Below are 17572 nucleotides of genomic sequence, written 5' to 3'. Positions count from 1 at the left end.
AACTCCCGAGGAAAGTAGTTGAAACTTCAAAGACTGTGTTTACAACGGTGACACTGGTCCCAGCATTCCGCAACCCGTAGTGACGCCGGTCACGCCCTGGTAGGAAGCTCGATGCGGGAGGTTGCCGCCAGCACCGCACGCAGCGCGGACGCCGTCACCGATTGGTCGAATCCGACGCCCCAGCGGGTGACGCCGCCGGCGTTGCACTCGGCATACGTCACGGCCCGGCCGTCGCTGCCCTCGCCCACCGACTGCTGGAGCAGCGACAGCACTTCGACTGGCCGGCCATGATCGGCCAGAATGTTGGTGAGCGCCTCGACCGGGCCGCTTCCGGATGCTTCGCCGCTGATCGTCTCGTCGCCGAAACCGGCCCGCACCCGCAGGTGATCGCCCTCCTCCTGGTGTTCGATCGACCACTGACCGAGGTGGCCGTCGAAGCTGTACTCGGTCAGCAGCAGCTCCCACAGCTGGCCGGCGGTGATCTCGATCCCGCTGTCGTCGGTAGCGCGCTGCACGTGCCGTGCAAAGTCGATCTGCAGTGGTCGCGGCAGGTCGATGCCGTATCCGGTCTGCAGCAGGTAGGCGATCCCGCCCTTGCCGGACTGGCTGTTCACACGGATCACCGCCTCGTAATCCCGGCCGACGTCGTGCGGGTCGATCGGCAGATACGGTACGTCCCATGGTGCCTGCCTCGGGTCGACGCCCGCAGCTTCGGCCTGCGCGTAGTGATGCGTGAAGCCCTTCTTGATCGCGTCCTGGTGAGTGCCAGAGAATGCGGTGTACACCAGGTCGCCGCCGTACGGGTGGCGGGCGTGGACGTCGATCCTGTTGCAGTATTCCACCGTTCGCTTCACGGTGTCGATGTCGGAGAAGTCGATCATCGGATCGACGCCCTGCGCATGCAGGTTCAGTGCCAGGGTGACCAGGTCGACGTTGCCGGTGCGCTCTCCGTTGCCGAACAGGCAGCCCTCCACCCTCTGCGCCCCGGCCAGGACCGCCAGCTCGGCGCACGCGACCCCGGTGCCGCGGTCGTTGTGCGGGTGTACCGACAGGATGACCGACTCGCGGCGCGCCAGGTTGCGGTGCATGTATTCGATCTGGTCTGCGTAGACATTTGGCGTGGAGATCTCAACCGTCGCAGGAAGATTGTGGATCACTGGGCGGTCCAGGGAGGCGTCCCACAGCTCGGTGAGGCTGTCGCACACCTGCAGCATGTAGTCGGGTTCGGTGAGGTTGAACACCTCGGGCGAGAACTCGAACCGCACACCGGGTTGGTTGTCGCCGCCGCGAGCGACTTCCTGGGCTGCGTCGAAGATCAAGCGGTGCAGCGATTCCCGGTCATGTCTGAGCACAACGTCACGCCAGGTGGGCGCCGTCGCGGTGTACATGTGCAGCACCACGTTCGGCAGCCCGCGCACCGACTCGAAGGTGCGCTCGATGAGATCGGTGCGGGCGGCGGTGAACACGACGATCGTGACGTCCTCGGGCACCAGATCCTGCTCGGCGAGGTCGCGGACGAAGTCGAAATCGGTCTCGCTGGCCGACGGGTAGCCAACCTCGATCTCCTTGTAGCCCAGGGAGATCATGAGTTCGAAGAAGCGGCGCTTGCGGGTCGGGTCCATCGGTTCGGCGAGGGCCTGATTGCCGTCGCGCAGATCGACCGGCACCCACAGCGGTGCGGCAGTGGTACGGGCGGCGGGCCAATGGCGTTCGGTCACCGGCACCGGGACCCGCTCGGAGTACGGGCGGTAACGGTGGCTGGGCATGGGCGACGGGCGTTGGCGGTTCCACTTCATGGCGGGACTCCTGGGCGGATCGAATGGGTCGACCGGCGCGACGGAACCCCGCGGCGGGGTGCCGGTCCGGTCAGACCCCGCCGCGGCAGCCGAGGAGCAGTCCGCGAAAAGCCACGAGGCTAAGCTAGAGCAAAACAACTTGTCTGACAACCTGAGGAGTTGGCGTGACCGCCCCACTGAGCCGCAGCCTGCTGGCCGATCAGGCCGTCGAACAGCTGCGGCGTCGGCTGCATGCGGGGGAGTGGGAGATCGGCACGAAAATGCCGGGGGAGACGACCCTGGCGGCCGAACTGGGTATCGGCCGTTCCACGGTCCGCGAGGCGCTGCGGATGCTCGCCGGCCAGGGCATGGTGCGGTCGCGCCAGGGGTCCGGGGTGTTTGTTGAACGGCTCGAACCCGAGGCCGACGGGTGGGAGGCGGTGGTCCGCACCGAGGCAATCGCGGCAGTGATCGAGGTCCGTACCGCTATCGAAGTGGAGGCCGCGCGCCTGGCGGCCCTCCGCGCCAACGATGCCGACATTGCGGCCATGCGCCGAGCGCTGCAGGTACGCGCGGACGCGGTCGACACGCCCGATCGGGGGTTCGTCGACGCCGATATCGAGGTGCACCGTGCCGTCATCGCGGCCGCGCACAATCCCGTCCTGTCGGAGTTGTTCGAGACGTTCGTGCCCCGGCTGGCCGACGCGATGGTGGAGATGATCGGCCTGCTGGGGCTCCGCGATCGGAAGACCGAGCCGAATGCCGACGAGCATCTCGCCCTTGTCGACGCCATCGCGGCGGGGGACGCCACGGAGGCAGTCCGGATCAGCCGGGCACACCTCGAGGGGATGGCGGCAGGCCTGCGTTGACCACGCCGGCTACTCGGCCGGTGGGTGTGCTCGCGGGTTCTCGGTGTGCGGCGGGATGATCGCCCCGGCCGGATCCGCCGCGCTGCGACGCTCCGGCAGCGCCGGGGTCTCGCGACGCTCGAGTTCGGCGTCCAATCCCGAATCCTCGTGCTGCCGTCCGCGGAACAGAAACAGGAAGATGATCCAGCCGACGATCGCCACGAGGATGAAACTGACCCCGCGGTAGACGAATGCGGCCGCGACCGCCTGCGAGGCACTGATGCTCGCCGCCGTCGTGAGGGTTGCGATGAGTGTCGCGTCGACATACACCAGGCCGCCAGGCGCGCCCGGAATGGTCGCGACCGCCTTGCCGGCCGCGAAGGCGATGAGCAGACCGGCGAGAACCGGGTCGGCGCCGATCGCGAAGCACGCCGCACCCAGACAGACCACGTCCGCGAGCCGGTGGACCGCGGACCAGCCCACGGTCAATGCCGCGTCGCGTTTGCCCAACCGAACCGAGTCGAGCTGCTCGATCGTCGCGCGCACCGCGTCCATACCTGTTTCGGCGGGCTTGTCGCGGAGGGAGTTCACCCGGGTGAGCACCCACCGTGCCGCACCCTCGATCGCGTCGGGATGCGCCGAGACGTAACGGCCGGCGTACAGCAGTGCCACCAGGCCGATGACGGAGAACAGCAGAGTGAACGGGCTGACCGAGCCGCCGACCAGCAGCGCACCCGCCCAACCGAGCAGCGCCAGCCCCGCCGCCGCGATCACCCCGGAAATCGCCAGCTGCCACGACGCGACCACCGGGCTCGCGCCCCAGCGCCGCGTCTCCTTGTATGTGAATGCCGTCGAGAACACCTGACCGGCCGGCAACGTCAGCGACATCGCAGTGGAGCCGTAGACCACCGAGACGGACTTGCTCTGGCTCACCGGCACGCCGCCCGCGCGCAGGAGCTGCTTCTGGACCCGGCCATAGCCGCTGAGCGAGACGGCCTGCGCGACGATGCACAGCGCCAACCAGCCCCAATGGATTTCCGAGAGGGCCTTCCACGACTCGTGCAGCCGCGGCCACAGGTAGATGCCCTCACCGATGAGGAGCGCGACGAGCAGGACCGCGGCCACCCACTTGAGCCACCGAAAGCGCCCCCGCGGACGTTCGGCCGGGGGTACGTCCCGCTGGTCGGGGACGCCGCCTCGAGGGTCGGGCTCCGGCTGTGCCACGAGCCCAGCGTAACCAAGGTTCGTCACATCACTCCGGATACAACACTGGCCATGCCAGGTGCGTGTTGCGGCGACGGCCCCGCAACTGCACCTGATCGCCCAGCTCCCAGTGCTCCTGCTCCTCATCGTCCGCGAAGTACAGGGCACTGGTCGACGCCAGGACGCGGCTCGGGCGCAGCTTCGCCAGCTCGGTCAGCCTCGACGCCTCGTTCACCGGGTCCCCGATCACCGTGTACTCGAACCGCTCGGCCGCGCCGATGTTGCCGGCCACCGCGAGACCCGCCGACACGCCGATACCGATGTCGAGCCCGGTGATCTCGTTGAGCGCGAACCTCAGCTCCCGGGCCGCGGCGAGTGCTGCCGTCGGCGCGTCCGGACGGTCCAGCGGAGCGCCGAAGATCGCCAGTGCCGCATCGCCCATGAACTTGTTCACGAAGCCGTGGTGCCGGTCGACGACATCCACGACCACACGGAAGAACTCGTTGAGCAGCTCGACGACCTCGCCGGGTGGCCGTTCCGCTGCCGCGCCGGTGGAGCCGACCATGTCGACGAAGAGCACCGCGACGAATCGGGTCTCGCCGCCGAGCTCGGTACCGAACTGCAGTGCGCGCCGGGCGACGTCCTCGCCGACGTGCTGACCGAACAGCTCCCGCAGCAGCTTGCGTTCGTCGGACTCGCGCATCATCCGGTTGAAGCCCACCTGAAGACGGCCGATCTCGCTGCCGTCGAAGACCTCCACCCGCACGTCCGTCTCTCCTCGCTGCGCCCGCTCGATGGCGCGGCGCAGCTGCCGGATGGGGTCGGAGATCTGGCTCGCGGTGAGCATCGACAGCGCGAACGCCTGGACGATCGCCATGATCGACAGCAGCAGGATTGCCCACGCCAGCGCGCTCGGTGAGAACTTCAAGTCGGTGGTCAGCTGCGTGGCGCACAGCAGGATGATGCCGATGACCGGCATCAGCGTGCCCAGCCCCCACGTCATGGCCATGCGCGTGCCTACGCCGGGCGCCATCGTCCGGTCGAACTGGCCCTCGCTCAGGGCCTGCGCTGCGACGGGCCGCAGGATCCGCTCGCCGAGCATGTAGGTGAAGCCGAATGTCGTGGTCGCCGCCATACAGACAGTCACGACGACCGCGACTGCGAGCTCGGGCATCTCCTCGACGGTCAGGATCACGAACAAGACACCGCCGAGGAACCACAGCCCCAGGTGCACGATCGCCTGCCGCAGCGGCGCGTGCAGCGCCGACATCTGTTCGCTACGGGTCGGCGGGCCGCCGCGCAGCTGCCAGCGGATCACCGACCGCAGCATCATCGCTGCCGCGGTGAGACTGACGACCCCCGCGAACACCAGATAGACACCGAAGATCACGACGTTGCGGACCCGGTCGTTGATGATCCCCGCCGAATCCGGAATCGGGACGCCGTAGCGAACGAACGCGAACACCAGGACCGCGCCGATGACATTGGCGCCGAGCATCGAGAGCATGTAGAGAGGCCAACGACTGCGAATCGTCAGCGCCACTGCTCGGTACGATGCCCACACGATCTCATAATTTAGCGGGACGCCCGACACCGTCCTGCAAGCGCACACTGTTGCCGCGCCGGGCGCCCGTGTTGTCCGTCGCGAACCCGGCTGTCCCGATAGGCTCGCGCGGTGAGCGATAAGCAGCCGGGGGAGGCCGCCGCACCCGCCGCCGAATCGGTGGAACCGTCGAGGCCGATCCGCGCGGCTTCGGAGTCGGTTCATCCCCTCGTCCGCGTCGGCGCCGCATGGACGTGGCGCCTGCTGGTGCTGCTCGCGGGGGTACTCGCCCTGGGTTTCGTAGTCTCCAAGCTCGAGACCGTGGTGATCCCGGTGGCGCTCGCACTGCTGGTGTCTGCGCTGCTGCTGCCCTCCGTGGACTGGATGGATCGCCGCGGAGTCCCGCGCGCGGGCGCTGTGCTGCTCGCTGTCGTCGGCACCATCGGAATCGTCGGCGCGATCCTGTCGTTCGTCGTGGAACAGTTCATCGCGGGCCTGCCTGGGCTCAGCGACCAGTTCACCGCCAGCATCACCAAAGCGCAGGACTGGCTGACCGACGGGCCACTCCACTTCAGCGAGGACCAGATCCGGCACGCCGGCGACAACGTCGTCAAGGCTATCCAGTCCAATCAGGAGGCTCTCACCAGCGGTGCCCTGACCACCGCCGCCGTGGTCGGGGAGATCTTCGCCGGTGCGTTCCTCACTCTGTTCACCCTGGTGTTCTTCCTGTACGGCGGTGCCCAGGTGTGGGAGTTCGTCACCAGGCTCGTGCCGAAGGGCTCGCGGAGCCGCGTGCGGCTGGCTGGCAAGCAGGGCTTCAGCTCGCTCGTCGGCTACGTTCGCGCGACCGTCGCGGTGGCAGCGGCCGACGCGATCGGTATCGGTGCCGGCCTCGCGATACTCGGAGTTCCGCTCGCGCTGCCACTGGCGTCGCTGGTGTTCATCGGTGCGTTCATTCCGATCGTCGGCGCGTTCGTCACCGGCTTCCTCGCGGTGCTGGTCGCGCTCGTCACGAAGGGACTGCTCACCGCGCTGATCGTGCTCGGCATCATCATCGGCATCATGCAGCTCGAGGGACATGTCCTGCAGCCGCTGCTGCTCGGCCGGGCGGTGCGACTGCATCCGCTCGCGGTGGTCCTCGCGATCACCACCGGAATCGTGCTCGCCGGCATCGTCGGCGGCCTGCTCGCCGTCCCGATCGTCGCATTCATGAACACCGCCGTCCGGTCGCTGTGTGCGGAGGACCCGGAGGAGGCCGAGGAAACATACGAGTCCCTCGTCAGCGCCGACCCGTCGGTGCCACTGTTCCCCGCCAGTCCCGACGAGCCGGGCGATCACGATCCTGGCGGTCTGCCGGACCCCCGGGACTGATGCGCTGCCCACTATTCTGGGCGCCATGGAGGCAAGAGATTTGCGGGTGTCCGATGCCGAGCGCGAGCATGTCGGGGAACTGCTGCAACGCGCGGTGGGGCAGGGCATGCTCTCCCTCGGCGAGTTCACCGAACGAATGGACAGCGCACTCGCCGCGAAGACCAGGGGTGAACTCAACGCGGTGCTCGCAGATCTGCCCGGCATGCAACTGAATCCGGCGTACGGCGCAGGCCCCTACCCGCAGCCCGCGGTGCCCAGTGCGCCCGTCCCTGTTCCCGTACCGCCACCTGCACACCCGGCGGTCACGGGACAGTCTGTGCCGTCCAACGTCATTCGCGGGCGCATGTCGACCGTGACCCGCAAGGGACCGTGGCACGTACCGCCCACCCTGTACCTCGACACACGAATGGGCAGCGTCACTCTCGATTTCACCGAGGCGGTGATGCAGACCCAGGTGGTGCACGTGACCGTCGACGACTACTGCAGCAGCATCACGCTGATCGTGCCGCCGGAAGCAACGGTAGACCTCAACGGCGTCGACGCTGTCGCCGGATCGGCATCGAACAAGGTCAGGACCGGTCCGCCCTACGGCCCGCTGCACCTCGTGGTGCGGGGCCGCGTACGGTTCGGCTCGATCACTGCCAAGCACCCGTTCGGCACCGCGCTGCGGAAGATGCTCGGCACCTGAAGCGGACGGATCAGTCCTCTTCCTCGTTGTGCCGGGCCAGCAGCTCACTGACGCTGACCCCGCCGCGGTGACGACCGGGAGTCGGATCCTCGGCCCCGTGGGTGGCGTTGTGCCGGGCCCCGCTCTCGGGTGCGGGCTTCGGCTTCGGCTCCGGCTCGGGTGCGGGCTTCGGCTTCGGCTCGGGCTCGGGTGCGGGCTTCGGCTCCGGCTCGGCTTGCGGCTTCACGATCGGCACGGCGCCCGTGTTCGGCGCGCGTAGCGCGGCGAGCCACGCCACCTCTTCGCCGTCTTCGGATCGCGGCGGCCGCGGCCGGCTCTCGGCCTTTGGTGCGGTCCGCTGGACCTCGACGACCGGGGCGTCAGGAACCTCGGGAGCAGCCTTCGGCGCCGGATCGGCGATCGGTGCGGGAGCGACGCGGGCGCGGGGCGCCGCGGAGATTCGCGGGATCGGCTGGGTCAACGGATCCGAATCGCGTGGCGGTGCGGGTGCGACGGCCGCCATCGCCATCGTCGGAGCCTCGGCCGGTGCCGGTGCTGGGACGGCGCCGTCCGACGCCGTCAGCTGTGGGACATCGCTGGGCACGAGTTCGCTGTCGAGGATCGGCTCGCCGAGCCCGATCTTCCGCTGAATGCGCTTCATCCAGGCCGGCGCCCACCAGCAGTCGTCGCCGAGCAGTTTCATGACGGCCGGCACCAGGAACATGCGGATCACGGTCGCGTCGATGATGAGAGCCGCGATCATGCCGTATGCGATGTACTTCATCATCACCAGTTCGGAGAAGCCGAACGCGCCGGTGACGACGATGAGGATGAGCGCGGCCGCAGTGATGATTCGACCGGTGTGCGCCGTGCCGATACGAATGGCCTCCGTGGTGCTCGCCCCCTGCGAGCGGGCCTCGACCATCCGGGAGAGCAGGAAGACCTCGTAGTCGATGGACAGTCCGTAGATGATCGCGACGATGAGCACGAGCACCGGCGACGTGATGGGCCCCGGAGTGAAGCTGAGCAGGCTCGACCCATGTCCGTCGACGAAGATCCAGGTCAGGATGCCGAGCGTTGCACCGAGTCCCAGCGCGCTCATCAGCACGGCCTTGATCGGTAGCACGATCGAACCGAACGCGAGGAACATCAGCAGCGTCGTCAGGAGCAGGACCGTGACGACCATGAGCGGCAGGTTGTCGAGGAGAGCGTTGATGCTGTCCTGCTCGATCGCCGGCGTACCGCCGACGAGCACCTGCACGCCGTCCGGGGTGTCCATCGCGCGCAGGTAGTCGATGGTGGGAGCCGAGTCGTTGCGGTCGACCAGACCGGCCTTGAGGACCTGGACGCCGTCCTTCGCCGGGCCGGTGATCGAGAACTTCTCGACCAGGCCGGGGGCGCCGCTCGCGGTCTTGAGGATCTGTCCCACCTGGGCGCCCTCGGCACCTTGGATCACCAGTTTCACCGGTTCGGTGCGGCTGCCGGGGAACAGTTCGTCGAACTGCTCCTGCGCGATACGGGTCGGGTTGTCGGTGGGGAGGTACTGCTCGTTGATACCGCCGAACTTGATGCCGGTCATCGGGATGATGAGCAGCAGCAGGCCGACCACGATCGGGATCGTCACCTTGAGCGGGTTGCGCATCACCCAGCGTGTGAGGCGACCCCAGATGCTGGATTCGATCTCCTCGGTCGACTTGGTCTGGCCGAACCGTTTGAGGCCGAACTTGTCGATGCGTGTGCCGATGATGCTGAGCAGGGCAGGCAGCACCGTGACCGACGTGAAGGCCGCCAGCAACACCGTCGCGATCGCGCCGTACGCCATTGATTTGAGGAAGCCCTGCGGGAAGAGCAACAGGCCACCGAGGCTCGCGATGACCATCGTCGCGGAGAACAACACGGTCCGGCCCGCCGTCATCACGCTGCGACGCACCGCCGCTCGGGTGTCGTAACCGTCGCCGAGTTCCTCGCGGAACCGGCTCACGATGAACAGGCCGTAGTCGATCGCCAGGCCCAGGCCGATCAGTGAGACGACCGACATCACGAACGAGTTGACGTCGGTGAAGTGCGTGATCACCCGGACGATGCCGTTGGCGCCGAGGATCGTCAGACCGCCGACGACCAGTGGTAGTGCGGCGGCGATGACACCACCGAACACGAAGAACAGCAGCACCGCGACCGCCGGGATCGCGAGCAACTCCATGCGTTTGATGTCGTTCGCGATGGTGTCGTTGATCGCGCTCGCGACCGGTTGCATGCCGGCGAGTTGCACCTCGACACCGTCGATCTGTAACGAGTCCTTGATCGCGCGGAAGTTGTTGGTGATCGCGGTGTCGTTGTCGCCCTCGAGCGCAATGCTCGCGATCGCGTGCGTGCGGTCTGCGGTCGCCATCGCCGGTAGGCGCGGGGTGTTGGGCAGCGGGAAGTAGCTGCCGTTGACCTTCGCGACCTCGTCCGGATGCTCCGCGAGCAGTCGCTGCAGGCTGTCGACGACCTGCGCGCTGAATGCGGGGTCATCGACGGTCTTGCCCTCGGGTGCCGTGTACATCGCGACGACGTCACCCGTCGTATCCCGGCCGAACGTACCGTCCGCGAGTTTCGCGGCCGCCACCGATTCCGAGCCGGGATCGTCCAGCCCGCTCTGACTGAGGTGGGCGCCGACACCGGATCCGTAGGCACCCAGCGCCAACAGCCCGGCCACCATCACGGCGATGACGGTGAAGCGGGCCCGGTAGACGAGATCTCCCCAGCGAGCGAACACGTATGGACTCCTCAGCGCCCGACGAGCAGCGCAGACAGTGGGCGGAACGGCTGCAACCAGGCACCCTCGTCAGGCAGGGACTCCAGGCTCACCCGCGGCAGCGGCTCACGGAAGACGCCGGGGATGTCCTCGAGGTCGACGAAGTCCAGAATCTCGGAGGAGACCGCCCAGCTGGCGTGCTCGCGGAATCCGAGAACCTGTACCGGCACGCCGGTTGCTGCGATGTCCTCCAACGGCTCACGGAAAGCCTGGCCGTCGGCGGAGGCGACCATGACACCGGCAAGACCCTCACCACGGCGGAGCTCGATGTGGTGGAGCATGTCGGCATCGACGTCGCTGTCCTCTTCCACCTTGGGCTTGGCGAACACCGCGAAACCCACATTACGCAAGGCTTCGACCCAGGGACGGACAACGTCGGCGCTACCAGGAGCGATGTTCGTGAAGACCGTCGCCTCGGGCTCGAGGGTCGCGGTTTCGGTGGCGGACAGCTCCGCTGTGCGGGACAGCAGCCAGCGGCCCAGGGCGTCGAAACGCGGGCGGTAGGCGGCGGTGGGTCGACCACCGAGGATTGCCCCGAGGCCCATGTCGAGATTCGGCGCGTCCCAGACGAGCAGGACCCGCTTGTTCTGGCGATTGTCACCGCCGCCGCCCTCGATGAATGCGGCCGCCGCGTGCGCGGAACCGGGCAGACCTTCGCTGAGACTCATGATTTGATCTTCCCCCAGATGAGTTCGGTGATGGAGCTTCCCACCTTGTGCGCTTTGTCCTCGAACTTCGTCACCGGACGCTCATGCGTCATCGGTGACTCCCAGTCGAGCTCGGTGAGCAGTGGCTCAGCGTTGCCGGCCTCCGCGATCGCCTCGGCGTACTCGGCGTGGTCGGTTGCGACGTGCAGCACACCGCCGGGCTTGAGCCGGCTCGCGATCAGCGCGAAGGTCGGTCCTTGCAGCAGCCGGCGCTTGTGGTGCCGGGCCTTGGGCCACGGGTCCGGGAAGAACACCCGCACACCGGTCAGCGATTCGGGAGCCACCATGTGCTCGAGCACCTCGACGGCGTCGCCGCGCAGGACCCGCACGTTCGGGATGTCGTTTCGATCGACGAGTTGCAGCAGCTGGGCCAGTCCGGGGCGGTACACCTCGACGGCGATCAGGTTCACGTGCGGCTCGGCCTTCGCCATCGCGGCGGTCGCCGTTCCAGTGCCGGAGCCGATCTCGATGATCAGGGGCGCCTCGCGGCCGAACCAGGCGGTGGTGTCGAGCAGTTCGTCGCTCACCTCGGCGCCGATCTTCGGCCACATCCGGTCCCACGCGTCCTGCTGCGGGTCGGTGAGCGAGCCGCGCCGTGAGCGGAAACTCGTCACCCGCGGGTACAAGCGTGAGCCCCGCGATTCTTCCGACGACGAAGAGGTGCCGGACTCCGCCGAACTCTCCGGAAGGTCGGCGGTGGGGTCTTTGCGCGGGGTCTCGGGCGCTTCCTGATCGGCGTCGTTCACCCGACCATTGTCACGTACGTCCTCGACCAGGAGCCTGTCGGTCCAGCGTTAAACTGGAACCTTCAGTCGGTTTGGCAGGATTTGATGCTGCGCGCGGGGGCGTTCCGGCAGGTGATTGCACTTGCGTCCGGCAGGGGGTGGGAATGGGTGCAAGAGATGGTTCCGACGCGTTCGGGCCGACTGCGGGACTGCGCCGGCTCGCCGCGGCGTGCGGTGCGGTGCGGCAGGCCGTTGCCGCGCAGGATGCCCCGATCCGCATCCAGGTCACCGGCCGGTCCGGCGTCGGGCGGACCACCGTCGCGCAGGTTCTGGAGCGGGCCGGATTCCGGGACGTCGCCGAGACGTCGCCGATCGATGCACCGGATGCTCCCGACCCCGTACTGGACGGCGACGTCGTCGTCCACGTCCTCGCCGTCGCCCCGCGTGATGCCGATATCGCAGCACTGCGGCGCGCGCCTCGCGGATCGACCGTCGCGATCCTGGGCAAGGCCGATGCGCAGGGGTCGTCGTGGGCGGCAGCCGTCGAAGCGTCGAACGCATGTGCCGCCGAGACCGGCGTACGGACCGTGCCGATGGTCGGGACCGCCGATGATGTCGAGGCAGGAGCGGAAGCGGTGACCGCGGCAGTCGCGGACTGTATCCGCGTCGCACTGGCGCGACGGACCCGGACCCTGCTCGCCACGCTTGCCGCGCAGGCCGCCCGCGGGCCCGAGCGGGAGATGATCGAGGACTATCTCCGCAGTGACGAGGCGGTGCAGGCGGCGGCGCGCTCCGCGGCCGTGGTCACCGGCCAGGCATCCGCCGAATCTGCTGCTGAACGGCGCCGCGCGGCGCTCGCCGCCGACCGGGCGCAGATTCGGGCGTCCGTCCACGATGGCATCGGCGCGGCGGTACCGCAGTGGTGACCGCCGACGGAGTGCGCGGACTACCGCCGGAGGCCGAACGGATCGTGCAGCGGTGGAACCCTGAGGGACTGCGGCGCCACGGTGCGGGACGGCCCGCCATTGCCGGTCGCGTGTGTGTCGTCGCGGTTCGCGGGATCGATGCGCGCCGACTGATCGCGGACCTGGAAACGCTCGAACCGGAGAGTGTGGCGTTCACGGACTCAGCGGACGGCGCGGCGGCGGTGCTGATGGTGCTCGACGCCGCATCGGTGCTCGGCCGCGAGGAGCTCACCGCGCTCGACGCTGCCGCCGCGTCCGTCGACCGTGTCGTGTTCACGATGGTCGGAACCGGGCGGCATCGGGACTGGCCTTCCGTGCGGCGGCGCGATGGTGACCTGCTGCGAGCGCACTCGCTGCGGTACGCCGAAGCGCGGATCGTTCCCGATGCCGAACCGGGCAGGTTGCTGGCGGAGCTGGTGCATGCGGCGTCCGGCGAGCCCGAGGACATCACCGGCCGCAACGACGCGCGGGGTCGCGAGACCCTGCTCGCGCAGACCCGACGCCTGATCGCGGCAACCGCCGAATCGGTGCGTGACGGCGACACCGCGGCCACGTTGCGTGTCCGGCGGGCCCGACTCGTGGCGGACCGGGACGGCGGCCGCGGTGAGCGGCTCGCACAGCTGCGCGGCGACGTCCAGCGCGCCCGCGTGGGCCTGCTGCACGAGGCGGGCAGCCGGGTCCGGTCGGTATCCACGACGGCCCGCTCGGAGATAGAGCGCGCAGGCCGCAAGGAACTCGCACGGTTCCCGGCCCGGCTGACCGGGTTGATCGGCGAGGTGGCCGAGGAACTGGACGCGGCCATCGACAGCCGGCTCGAGGAGCTGGTGTCGCGGTCCGGGATCGTCGGCTTCGAAGTGGTCGCACGGGGTCCGGCCGAACCGCCGCCGCCCGGGCCCGAGCCGCGGCACCGGGGTGTCGAGGACCGGATGATGGTTGTCGTCGGCGCCTCCGCCGGGGTGGGCCTCGGACGCCTGGTGGTGTCGCCGATTTCGATGGTCCCGGCGCTCGACATCGCCACCATCCCGGTCACCCTGGTGCTCGGTGGGTCGGCGGCGTGGTGGCTGACCCGGGCCCGGAGGCTGGTCGCCGAGCGCACCCATCAGCGGCAGTGGGTGGCGGACACCACGGCGCACCTGCGCTCGCAACTCGAGCAGCGGGTCCTCGGGCGGCTACTCGAGACCGAGGCCGAGCTCGGCGCGCACATCATCGCGGACTGCCGACGGCGCACCCTTGCCGTCGACGAGGAGTTGGCGGCGATCGATACGCAGCTGCGCGACCTCGCGGCTCAGCGCAGCGGAAGGCTCGCGTCGTGCGAGCGGGACCACGCCGCCCTCGGCCGGGTTCTCGCGGTCCCCGCGCCCGGGATGGAACCGATCGGCCCCCACCCACGTCCAACCACATGACGGCAGCGGTAGCCGGACGCGGAATGCGGGAGGAACCATGATCACAACCGAGCAACTTTCGGGGCCCCAGCCGGACTTCGACCCCGACGAGTTCGGCGCCGAGTCCGGGGCGGTCCAGCTGACCGAACTCACCCACGACATCGACGGGGACGGCATCCTCGACACATTGACCGTCGAATCGGACGACGCAATGATCGTTGCCACCGACATGGACGGCGACGGGGATGCCGACCATCTGACGATCGTGCACGGCCACGGCGGCTACTCGGCGTGGGAGTTCCACCGCGACGACAGCGGTCACGAGCGCTGGGAACGGATCGATCAAGGCACACTCGGCAAATAGGAAACCTGCAGGTGAACCGCACGGGATCGAACTGGATGGATTCTGAATCGGTCCTGTGACCGAACCGACTACACCCGGTTCCCACAAGCTGGACGCGCGGCGTTAACCTCTATAGCTAGGACACCCGGCACCCGTGTCCTTCGTTCGTTGTCCGCGGTGACGTTCGTGGCCGAGAGCGAAGTGGGCGGGCTGCACCCCGCCGAGAGGGGGAAATCGGTTTCAACTACCTCTCAGCCCCGTCATGAGCGGGGCTGACGTGGTTCGATCGATTCCCGGCCCCACCCCAGGAGAGTTTGATGACCTCAGCGACCATTCCCGGTCTGAACGGAACTGACGGCACGCCCCCCACTGAGCACAGCGAGCTGCTCGCCTGGGTGCAAGAGGTTGCCGAGCTGACCCAGCCCGACCGGGTCGTCTTCGCGGACGGCTCCGATGAGGAGTGGGAGCGCCTGACCGATCAGCTCGTCGAGGCCGGTACCTTCACCCGGCTCAACGCGGACAAGAAGCCGAACTCGTTCCTTGGCAACTCGGATCCGTCGGATGTCGCTCGCGTCGAGTCGCGCACCTACATCTGCTCGCGTGACGAGATCGATGCCGGCCCCACCAACAACTGGATGGACCCCGCCGAGATGCGGACCCTCATGACGGAGCTGTACCGCGGCAGCATGCGCGGTCGCACCATGTATGTGGTGCCGTTCTGCATGGGCCCCCTCGGTGCCGAGGACCCCAAGCTGGGTGTCGAGATCACCGACTCCGAGTACGTCGTCGTCTCGATGCGCATCATGACCCGCATGGGTAAGGCCGCGCTCGAGAAGATGGGCACCGACCGCCCGTTCGTGAAGGCGCTGCACTCCGTGGGCGCCCCGCTCGCCGAGGGCCAGGCCGATGTGCCGTGGCCGTGCAACGACACCAAGTACATCACCCACTTCCCCGAGGACCGCGAGATCTGGAGCTACGGCTCCGGCTACGGCGGCAACGCACTGCTGGGCAAGAAGTGCTACTCGCTGCGTATCGCCTCCGCGATGGCGCACGATGAGGGCTGGCTGGCCGAGCACATGCTGATCCTCAAGCTGATCTCGCCCGAGGACAAGGCCTACTACGTCGCCGCGGCGTTCCCGTCGGCGTGTGGCAAGACCAACCTCGCGATGATCCAGCCCACGATTCCGGGCTGGCGCGCCGAGACCCTCGGTGACGACATTGCGTGGATGCGTTTCGGTGCGGACGGCCGCCTGTACGCCGTCAACCCGGAGTTCGGTTTCTTCGGCGTTGCGCCGGGCACCAACCACGCCTCCAACCCCAACGCCATGAAAACGGTAGAGGCGGGCAACACCCTGTACACCAACGTCGGTCTCACCGACGACGGTGACGTGTGGTGGGAGGGCCTCGAGGACACCCCGGCGCACCTGATCGACTGGCAGGGCAACGACTGGACCCCCGAGTCCGGCACCAACGCAGCCCATCCCAACTCGCGTTACTGCACCCCGATGTCGCAGTGCCCGATCCTCGCCCCCGAATGGGACGACCCGCAGGGCGTGCCGATCTCGGCAATCCTGTTCGGTGGACGTCGCAAGACCACGGTCCCGCTGGTCAGCGAGTCCTTCGACTGGCAGCACGGCACCTTCCTCGGTGCGACGCTGTCGTCCGAGCAGACCGCTGCCGCCGAGGGCAAGGTCGGCGCCGTGCGCCGCGATCCGATGGCGATGCTGCCGTTCCTCGGCTACAACGCCGGCGACTACCTGAACCACTGGATCAACCTCGGCAAGAACGCCGACTCGGAGAAGCTCCCCAAGATCTTCTACGTGAACTGGTTCCGTCGTGGCGACGACGGCCGCTTCCTGTGGCCCGGTTTCGGCGAGAACTCCCGCGTGCTCAAGTGGATCATCGACCGCATCGAGCACAAGGCGGACGCCGTCAGCACCCCGATCGGTCTCGTGCCGACCGCGGCCGATCTGGATCTCGACGGCCTCGATGTCGACGCCGCCGATGTCGACGAGGCCCTCGCGGTCGACATCGCGGAGTGGAAGGCCGAACTGCCGCTCATCGCGGAATGGTTCGAGTTCCTCGGCGAGAAGGTCCCGTCGGGCGTCCGCGACGAGTTCGAGGCCCTCAAACAGCGCCTCGGCTGATCCCCGTTTCCCAGCCGAATGTCACATCGGTTCAGTGTCAACTGAACCGATGTGACATTCGGCGTCTGAGGGCCTGGTGACACCGCCCACCCGGCGGGTGGTGCAATACATGCAACCAACGCGAAGCCGGTCGCCGTCGCGACCGGGAGGAGGATCGGCCATGAGCAAGATCTACGAGAACGTCACCGAGCTGGTCGGGCGCACCCCGCTGGTGCGTTTGAACCGACTGACCGAGGGCCTGGGCGCCCAGGTGGTCGCGAAGCTCGAGTTCTACAACCCGGCCAACAGCGTCAAGGACCGCATCGGTGTCGCGATCATCGACGCCGCGGAGCAGTCCGGTGAGCTCGAGCCCGGCGGCACCATCGTCGAGGGCACCTCCGGCAACACCGGCATCGCGCTCGCGATGGTCGGCGCGGCCCGCGGCTACAAGGTGATCCTGACGATGCCGGAGACGATGTCGACCGAGCGTCGCGTCATGTTGCGCGCGTTCGGCGCGGAGATCGTGCTGACGCCGGGCTCCGAGGGCATGGCCGGTGCAGTGAAGAAGGCCGAGGAACTGGTTGCGCAGACCGAGAACGCGGTGCTGGCTCGCCAGTTCGCGAATGCGGCCAACCCGGCGATCCACGAGCGCACCACCGGCGAGGAGATCTGGGCCGACACCGACGGCGAGGTCGATATCTTCGTCGCCGGCATCGGTACCGGCGGCACCATCACCGGCGTCGGCCGTACCCTGCGCAAGCACAAGCCGGACGTCAAGATCGTCGGCGTCGAGCCGGCCGACTCGCCCATCCTCAACGGTGGCCAGCCCGGACCGCACAAGATTCAGGGCATCGGCGCCAACTTCGTGCCCGAGGTCCTCGACCGTGAGATCTACGACGAGATCATCGATGTCGAGTTCGATGACGCCATCCGCGTCGCCCGCGACCTCGGCACCGAAGAGGGCATCCTCGGTGGCATCTCGTCGGGCGCGATCATCTGGGCCGCCCTCGAGCTCGCGAAGCGTCCGGAGAACGCGGGCAAGCTGATCGTCGCCGTGGTGTGCGATTTCGGTGAGCGTTACATCTCCACCCCGCTGTTCGAACACATCCGGGGCTGAGCA

14 protein-coding genes are annotated in these 17572 nt (G+C 68.1%); 8 read left to right on the top strand and 6 right to left on the bottom strand.

Annotation, left to right across the window (positions count from 1 at the left end):
* Positions 1–89 precede the first annotated feature (89 nt).
* Positions 90–1796 carry a 2-isopropylmalate synthase gene (locus ERC79_RS08900; RefSeq protein WP_131580909.1) on the bottom strand — a complete coding sequence of 569 codons (1707 nt, stop codon included), beginning with the start codon at positions 1794–1796 and terminating at the stop codon, positions 90–92.
* A 164-nt stretch (positions 1797–1960) separates the two neighbouring features.
* Here ERC79_RS08900 and ERC79_RS08895 point away from each other — a divergent pair, with 164 nt between their 5' ends.
* Positions 1961–2644: an FCD domain-containing protein gene (locus ERC79_RS08895; RefSeq protein WP_131577478.1), complete on the top strand. Its 684-nt coding sequence runs from the start codon at positions 1961–1963 to the stop codon at positions 2642–2644.
* A 9-nt stretch (positions 2645–2653) separates the two neighbouring features.
* On the opposite strand, the gene ERC79_RS08890 is transcribed toward ERC79_RS08895, so the two are convergent.
* Both ERC79_RS08890 and ERC79_RS08885 read right to left on the bottom strand, forming a co-directional pair.
* A complete protein-coding gene (locus tag ERC79_RS08890; protein ID WP_131577476.1) occupies positions 2654–3847 on the bottom strand; it encodes a YbhN family protein in 1194 nt (397 codons plus the stop codon).
* A 28-nt stretch (positions 3848–3875) separates the two neighbouring features.
* A complete protein-coding gene (locus ERC79_RS08885; protein ID WP_131580905.1) occupies positions 3876–5333 on the bottom strand; it encodes an adenylate/guanylate cyclase domain-containing protein in 1458 nt (485 codons plus the stop codon).
* 216 nt (positions 5334–5549) lie between these two features.
* On the opposite strand from ERC79_RS08885, the gene ERC79_RS08880 reads away from it, so the two are divergent.
* Both ERC79_RS08880 and ERC79_RS08875 read left to right on the top strand, forming a co-directional pair.
* Entirely contained in the window at positions 5550–6740 is a 1191-nt protein-coding gene (locus ERC79_RS08880; protein ID WP_131580902.1) for an AI-2E family transporter, read from the top strand.
* A 25-nt stretch (positions 6741–6765) separates the two neighbouring features.
* On the top strand, positions 6766–7428 hold the full coding sequence (locus ERC79_RS08875) for a DUF1707 domain-containing protein (RefSeq protein ID WP_131577474.1): 663 nt from the start codon (positions 6766–6768) through the stop codon (positions 7426–7428).
* A 10-nt stretch (positions 7429–7438) separates the two neighbouring features.
* Here ERC79_RS08875 and ERC79_RS08870 read toward each other — a convergent pair whose 3' ends face one another.
* From ERC79_RS08870 to trmB, 3 genes are read right to left on the bottom strand one after another with little or no spacing between them, the layout of a single operon-like run.
* Positions 7439–10165 carry an MMPL family transporter gene (locus ERC79_RS08870; protein WP_131577472.1) on the bottom strand — a complete coding sequence of 909 codons (2727 nt, stop codon included), beginning with the start codon at positions 10163–10165 and terminating at the stop codon, positions 7439–7441.
* Between the two features lie 11 nt (positions 10166–10176).
* Entirely contained in the window at positions 10177–10872 is a 696-nt protein-coding gene (locus ERC79_RS08865; RefSeq protein ID WP_131577470.1) for an NYN domain-containing protein, read from the bottom strand.
* Complete coding sequence (gene trmB / locus ERC79_RS08860; protein WP_242676864.1) at positions 10869–11687, bottom strand: tRNA (guanosine(46)-N7)-methyltransferase TrmB; 819 nt, start codon at positions 11685–11687, stop codon at positions 10869–10871. The genes ERC79_RS08865 and trmB overlap by 4 nt, the downstream gene beginning before the upstream one ends.
* A 113-nt stretch (positions 11688–11800) precedes the next feature.
* Here trmB and ERC79_RS08855 point away from each other — a divergent pair, with 113 nt between their 5' ends.
* The 5 genes from ERC79_RS08855 to cysK all read left to right on the top strand — a co-directional run bounded on the left by ERC79_RS08855 (position 11801) and on the right by cysK (position 17569).
* A complete protein-coding gene (locus ERC79_RS08855; RefSeq protein ID WP_131577467.1) occupies positions 11801–12562 on the top strand; it encodes a hypothetical protein in 762 nt (253 codons plus the stop codon).
* The gene (locus ERC79_RS08850; RefSeq protein ID WP_131577465.1) at positions 12559–14004 is read left to right on the top strand and encodes a hypothetical protein; all 1446 of its coding nucleotides are present in this window, start codon (positions 12559–12561) and stop codon (positions 14002–14004) included. The genes ERC79_RS08855 and ERC79_RS08850 overlap by 4 nt, the downstream gene beginning before the upstream one ends.
* A 37-nt stretch (positions 14005–14041) precedes the next feature.
* Positions 14042–14347 carry a DUF6802 family protein gene (locus tag ERC79_RS08845; protein WP_131577464.1) on the top strand — a complete coding sequence of 102 codons (306 nt, stop codon included), beginning with the start codon at positions 14042–14044 and terminating at the stop codon, positions 14345–14347.
* 296 nt (positions 14348–14643) lie between these two features.
* The gene (locus ERC79_RS08840) at positions 14644–16473 is read left to right on the top strand and encodes a phosphoenolpyruvate carboxykinase (GTP) (protein WP_131577463.1); all 1830 of its coding nucleotides are present in this window, start codon (positions 14644–14646) and stop codon (positions 16471–16473) included.
* A gap of 160 nt (positions 16474–16633) precedes the next feature.
* Positions 16634–17569, top strand: a complete 936-nt coding sequence (cysK, locus tag ERC79_RS08835; RefSeq protein WP_131577461.1) for a cysteine synthase A — start codon at positions 16634–16636, stop codon at positions 17567–17569.
* The last annotated feature ends 3 nt before the right edge of the window (positions 17570–17572 follow it).

Source organism: Rhodococcus sp. ABRD24 (assembly GCF_004328705.1).
Lineage (GTDB): Bacteria > Actinomycetota > Actinomycetes > Mycobacteriales > Mycobacteriaceae > Prescottella.
Note: the sequence above shows the minus strand (reverse complement) of the source record. Positions and strands in the feature narration are given on the sequence as shown.

Excerpts from the sequence above, each read along its gene's own strand:
- ERC79_RS08845 (WP_131577464.1), top strand. The coding sequence starts at position 14,042 with ATGATCACAACCGAGCAACTTTCGGGGCCCCAGCCGGACTTCGACCCC.
- ERC79_RS08855 (WP_131577467.1), top strand. The coding sequence starts at position 11,801 with ATGGGTGCAAGAGATGGTTCCGACGCGTTCGGGCCGACTGCGGGACTG.
- cysK (WP_131577461.1), top strand. The coding sequence starts at position 16,634 with ATGAGCAAGATCTACGAGAACGTCACCGAGCTGGTCGGGCGCACCCCG.
- ERC79_RS08900 (WP_131580909.1), bottom strand. The coding sequence starts at position 1,796 with ATGAAGTGGAACCGCCAACGCCCGTCGCCCATGCCCAGCCACCGTTAC.
- ERC79_RS08865 (WP_131577470.1), bottom strand. The coding sequence starts at position 10,872 with ATGAGTCTCAGCGAAGGTCTGCCCGGTTCCGCGCACGCGGCGGCCGCA.
- ERC79_RS08840 (WP_131577463.1), top strand. The coding sequence starts at position 14,644 with ATGACCTCAGCGACCATTCCCGGTCTGAACGGAACTGACGGCACGCCC.
- ERC79_RS08885 (WP_131580905.1), bottom strand. The coding sequence starts at position 5,333 with ATGCTCTCGATGCTCGGCGCCAATGTCATCGGCGCGGTCCTGGTGTTC.
- ERC79_RS08875 (WP_131577474.1), top strand. The coding sequence starts at position 6,766 with ATGGAGGCAAGAGATTTGCGGGTGTCCGATGCCGAGCGCGAGCATGTC.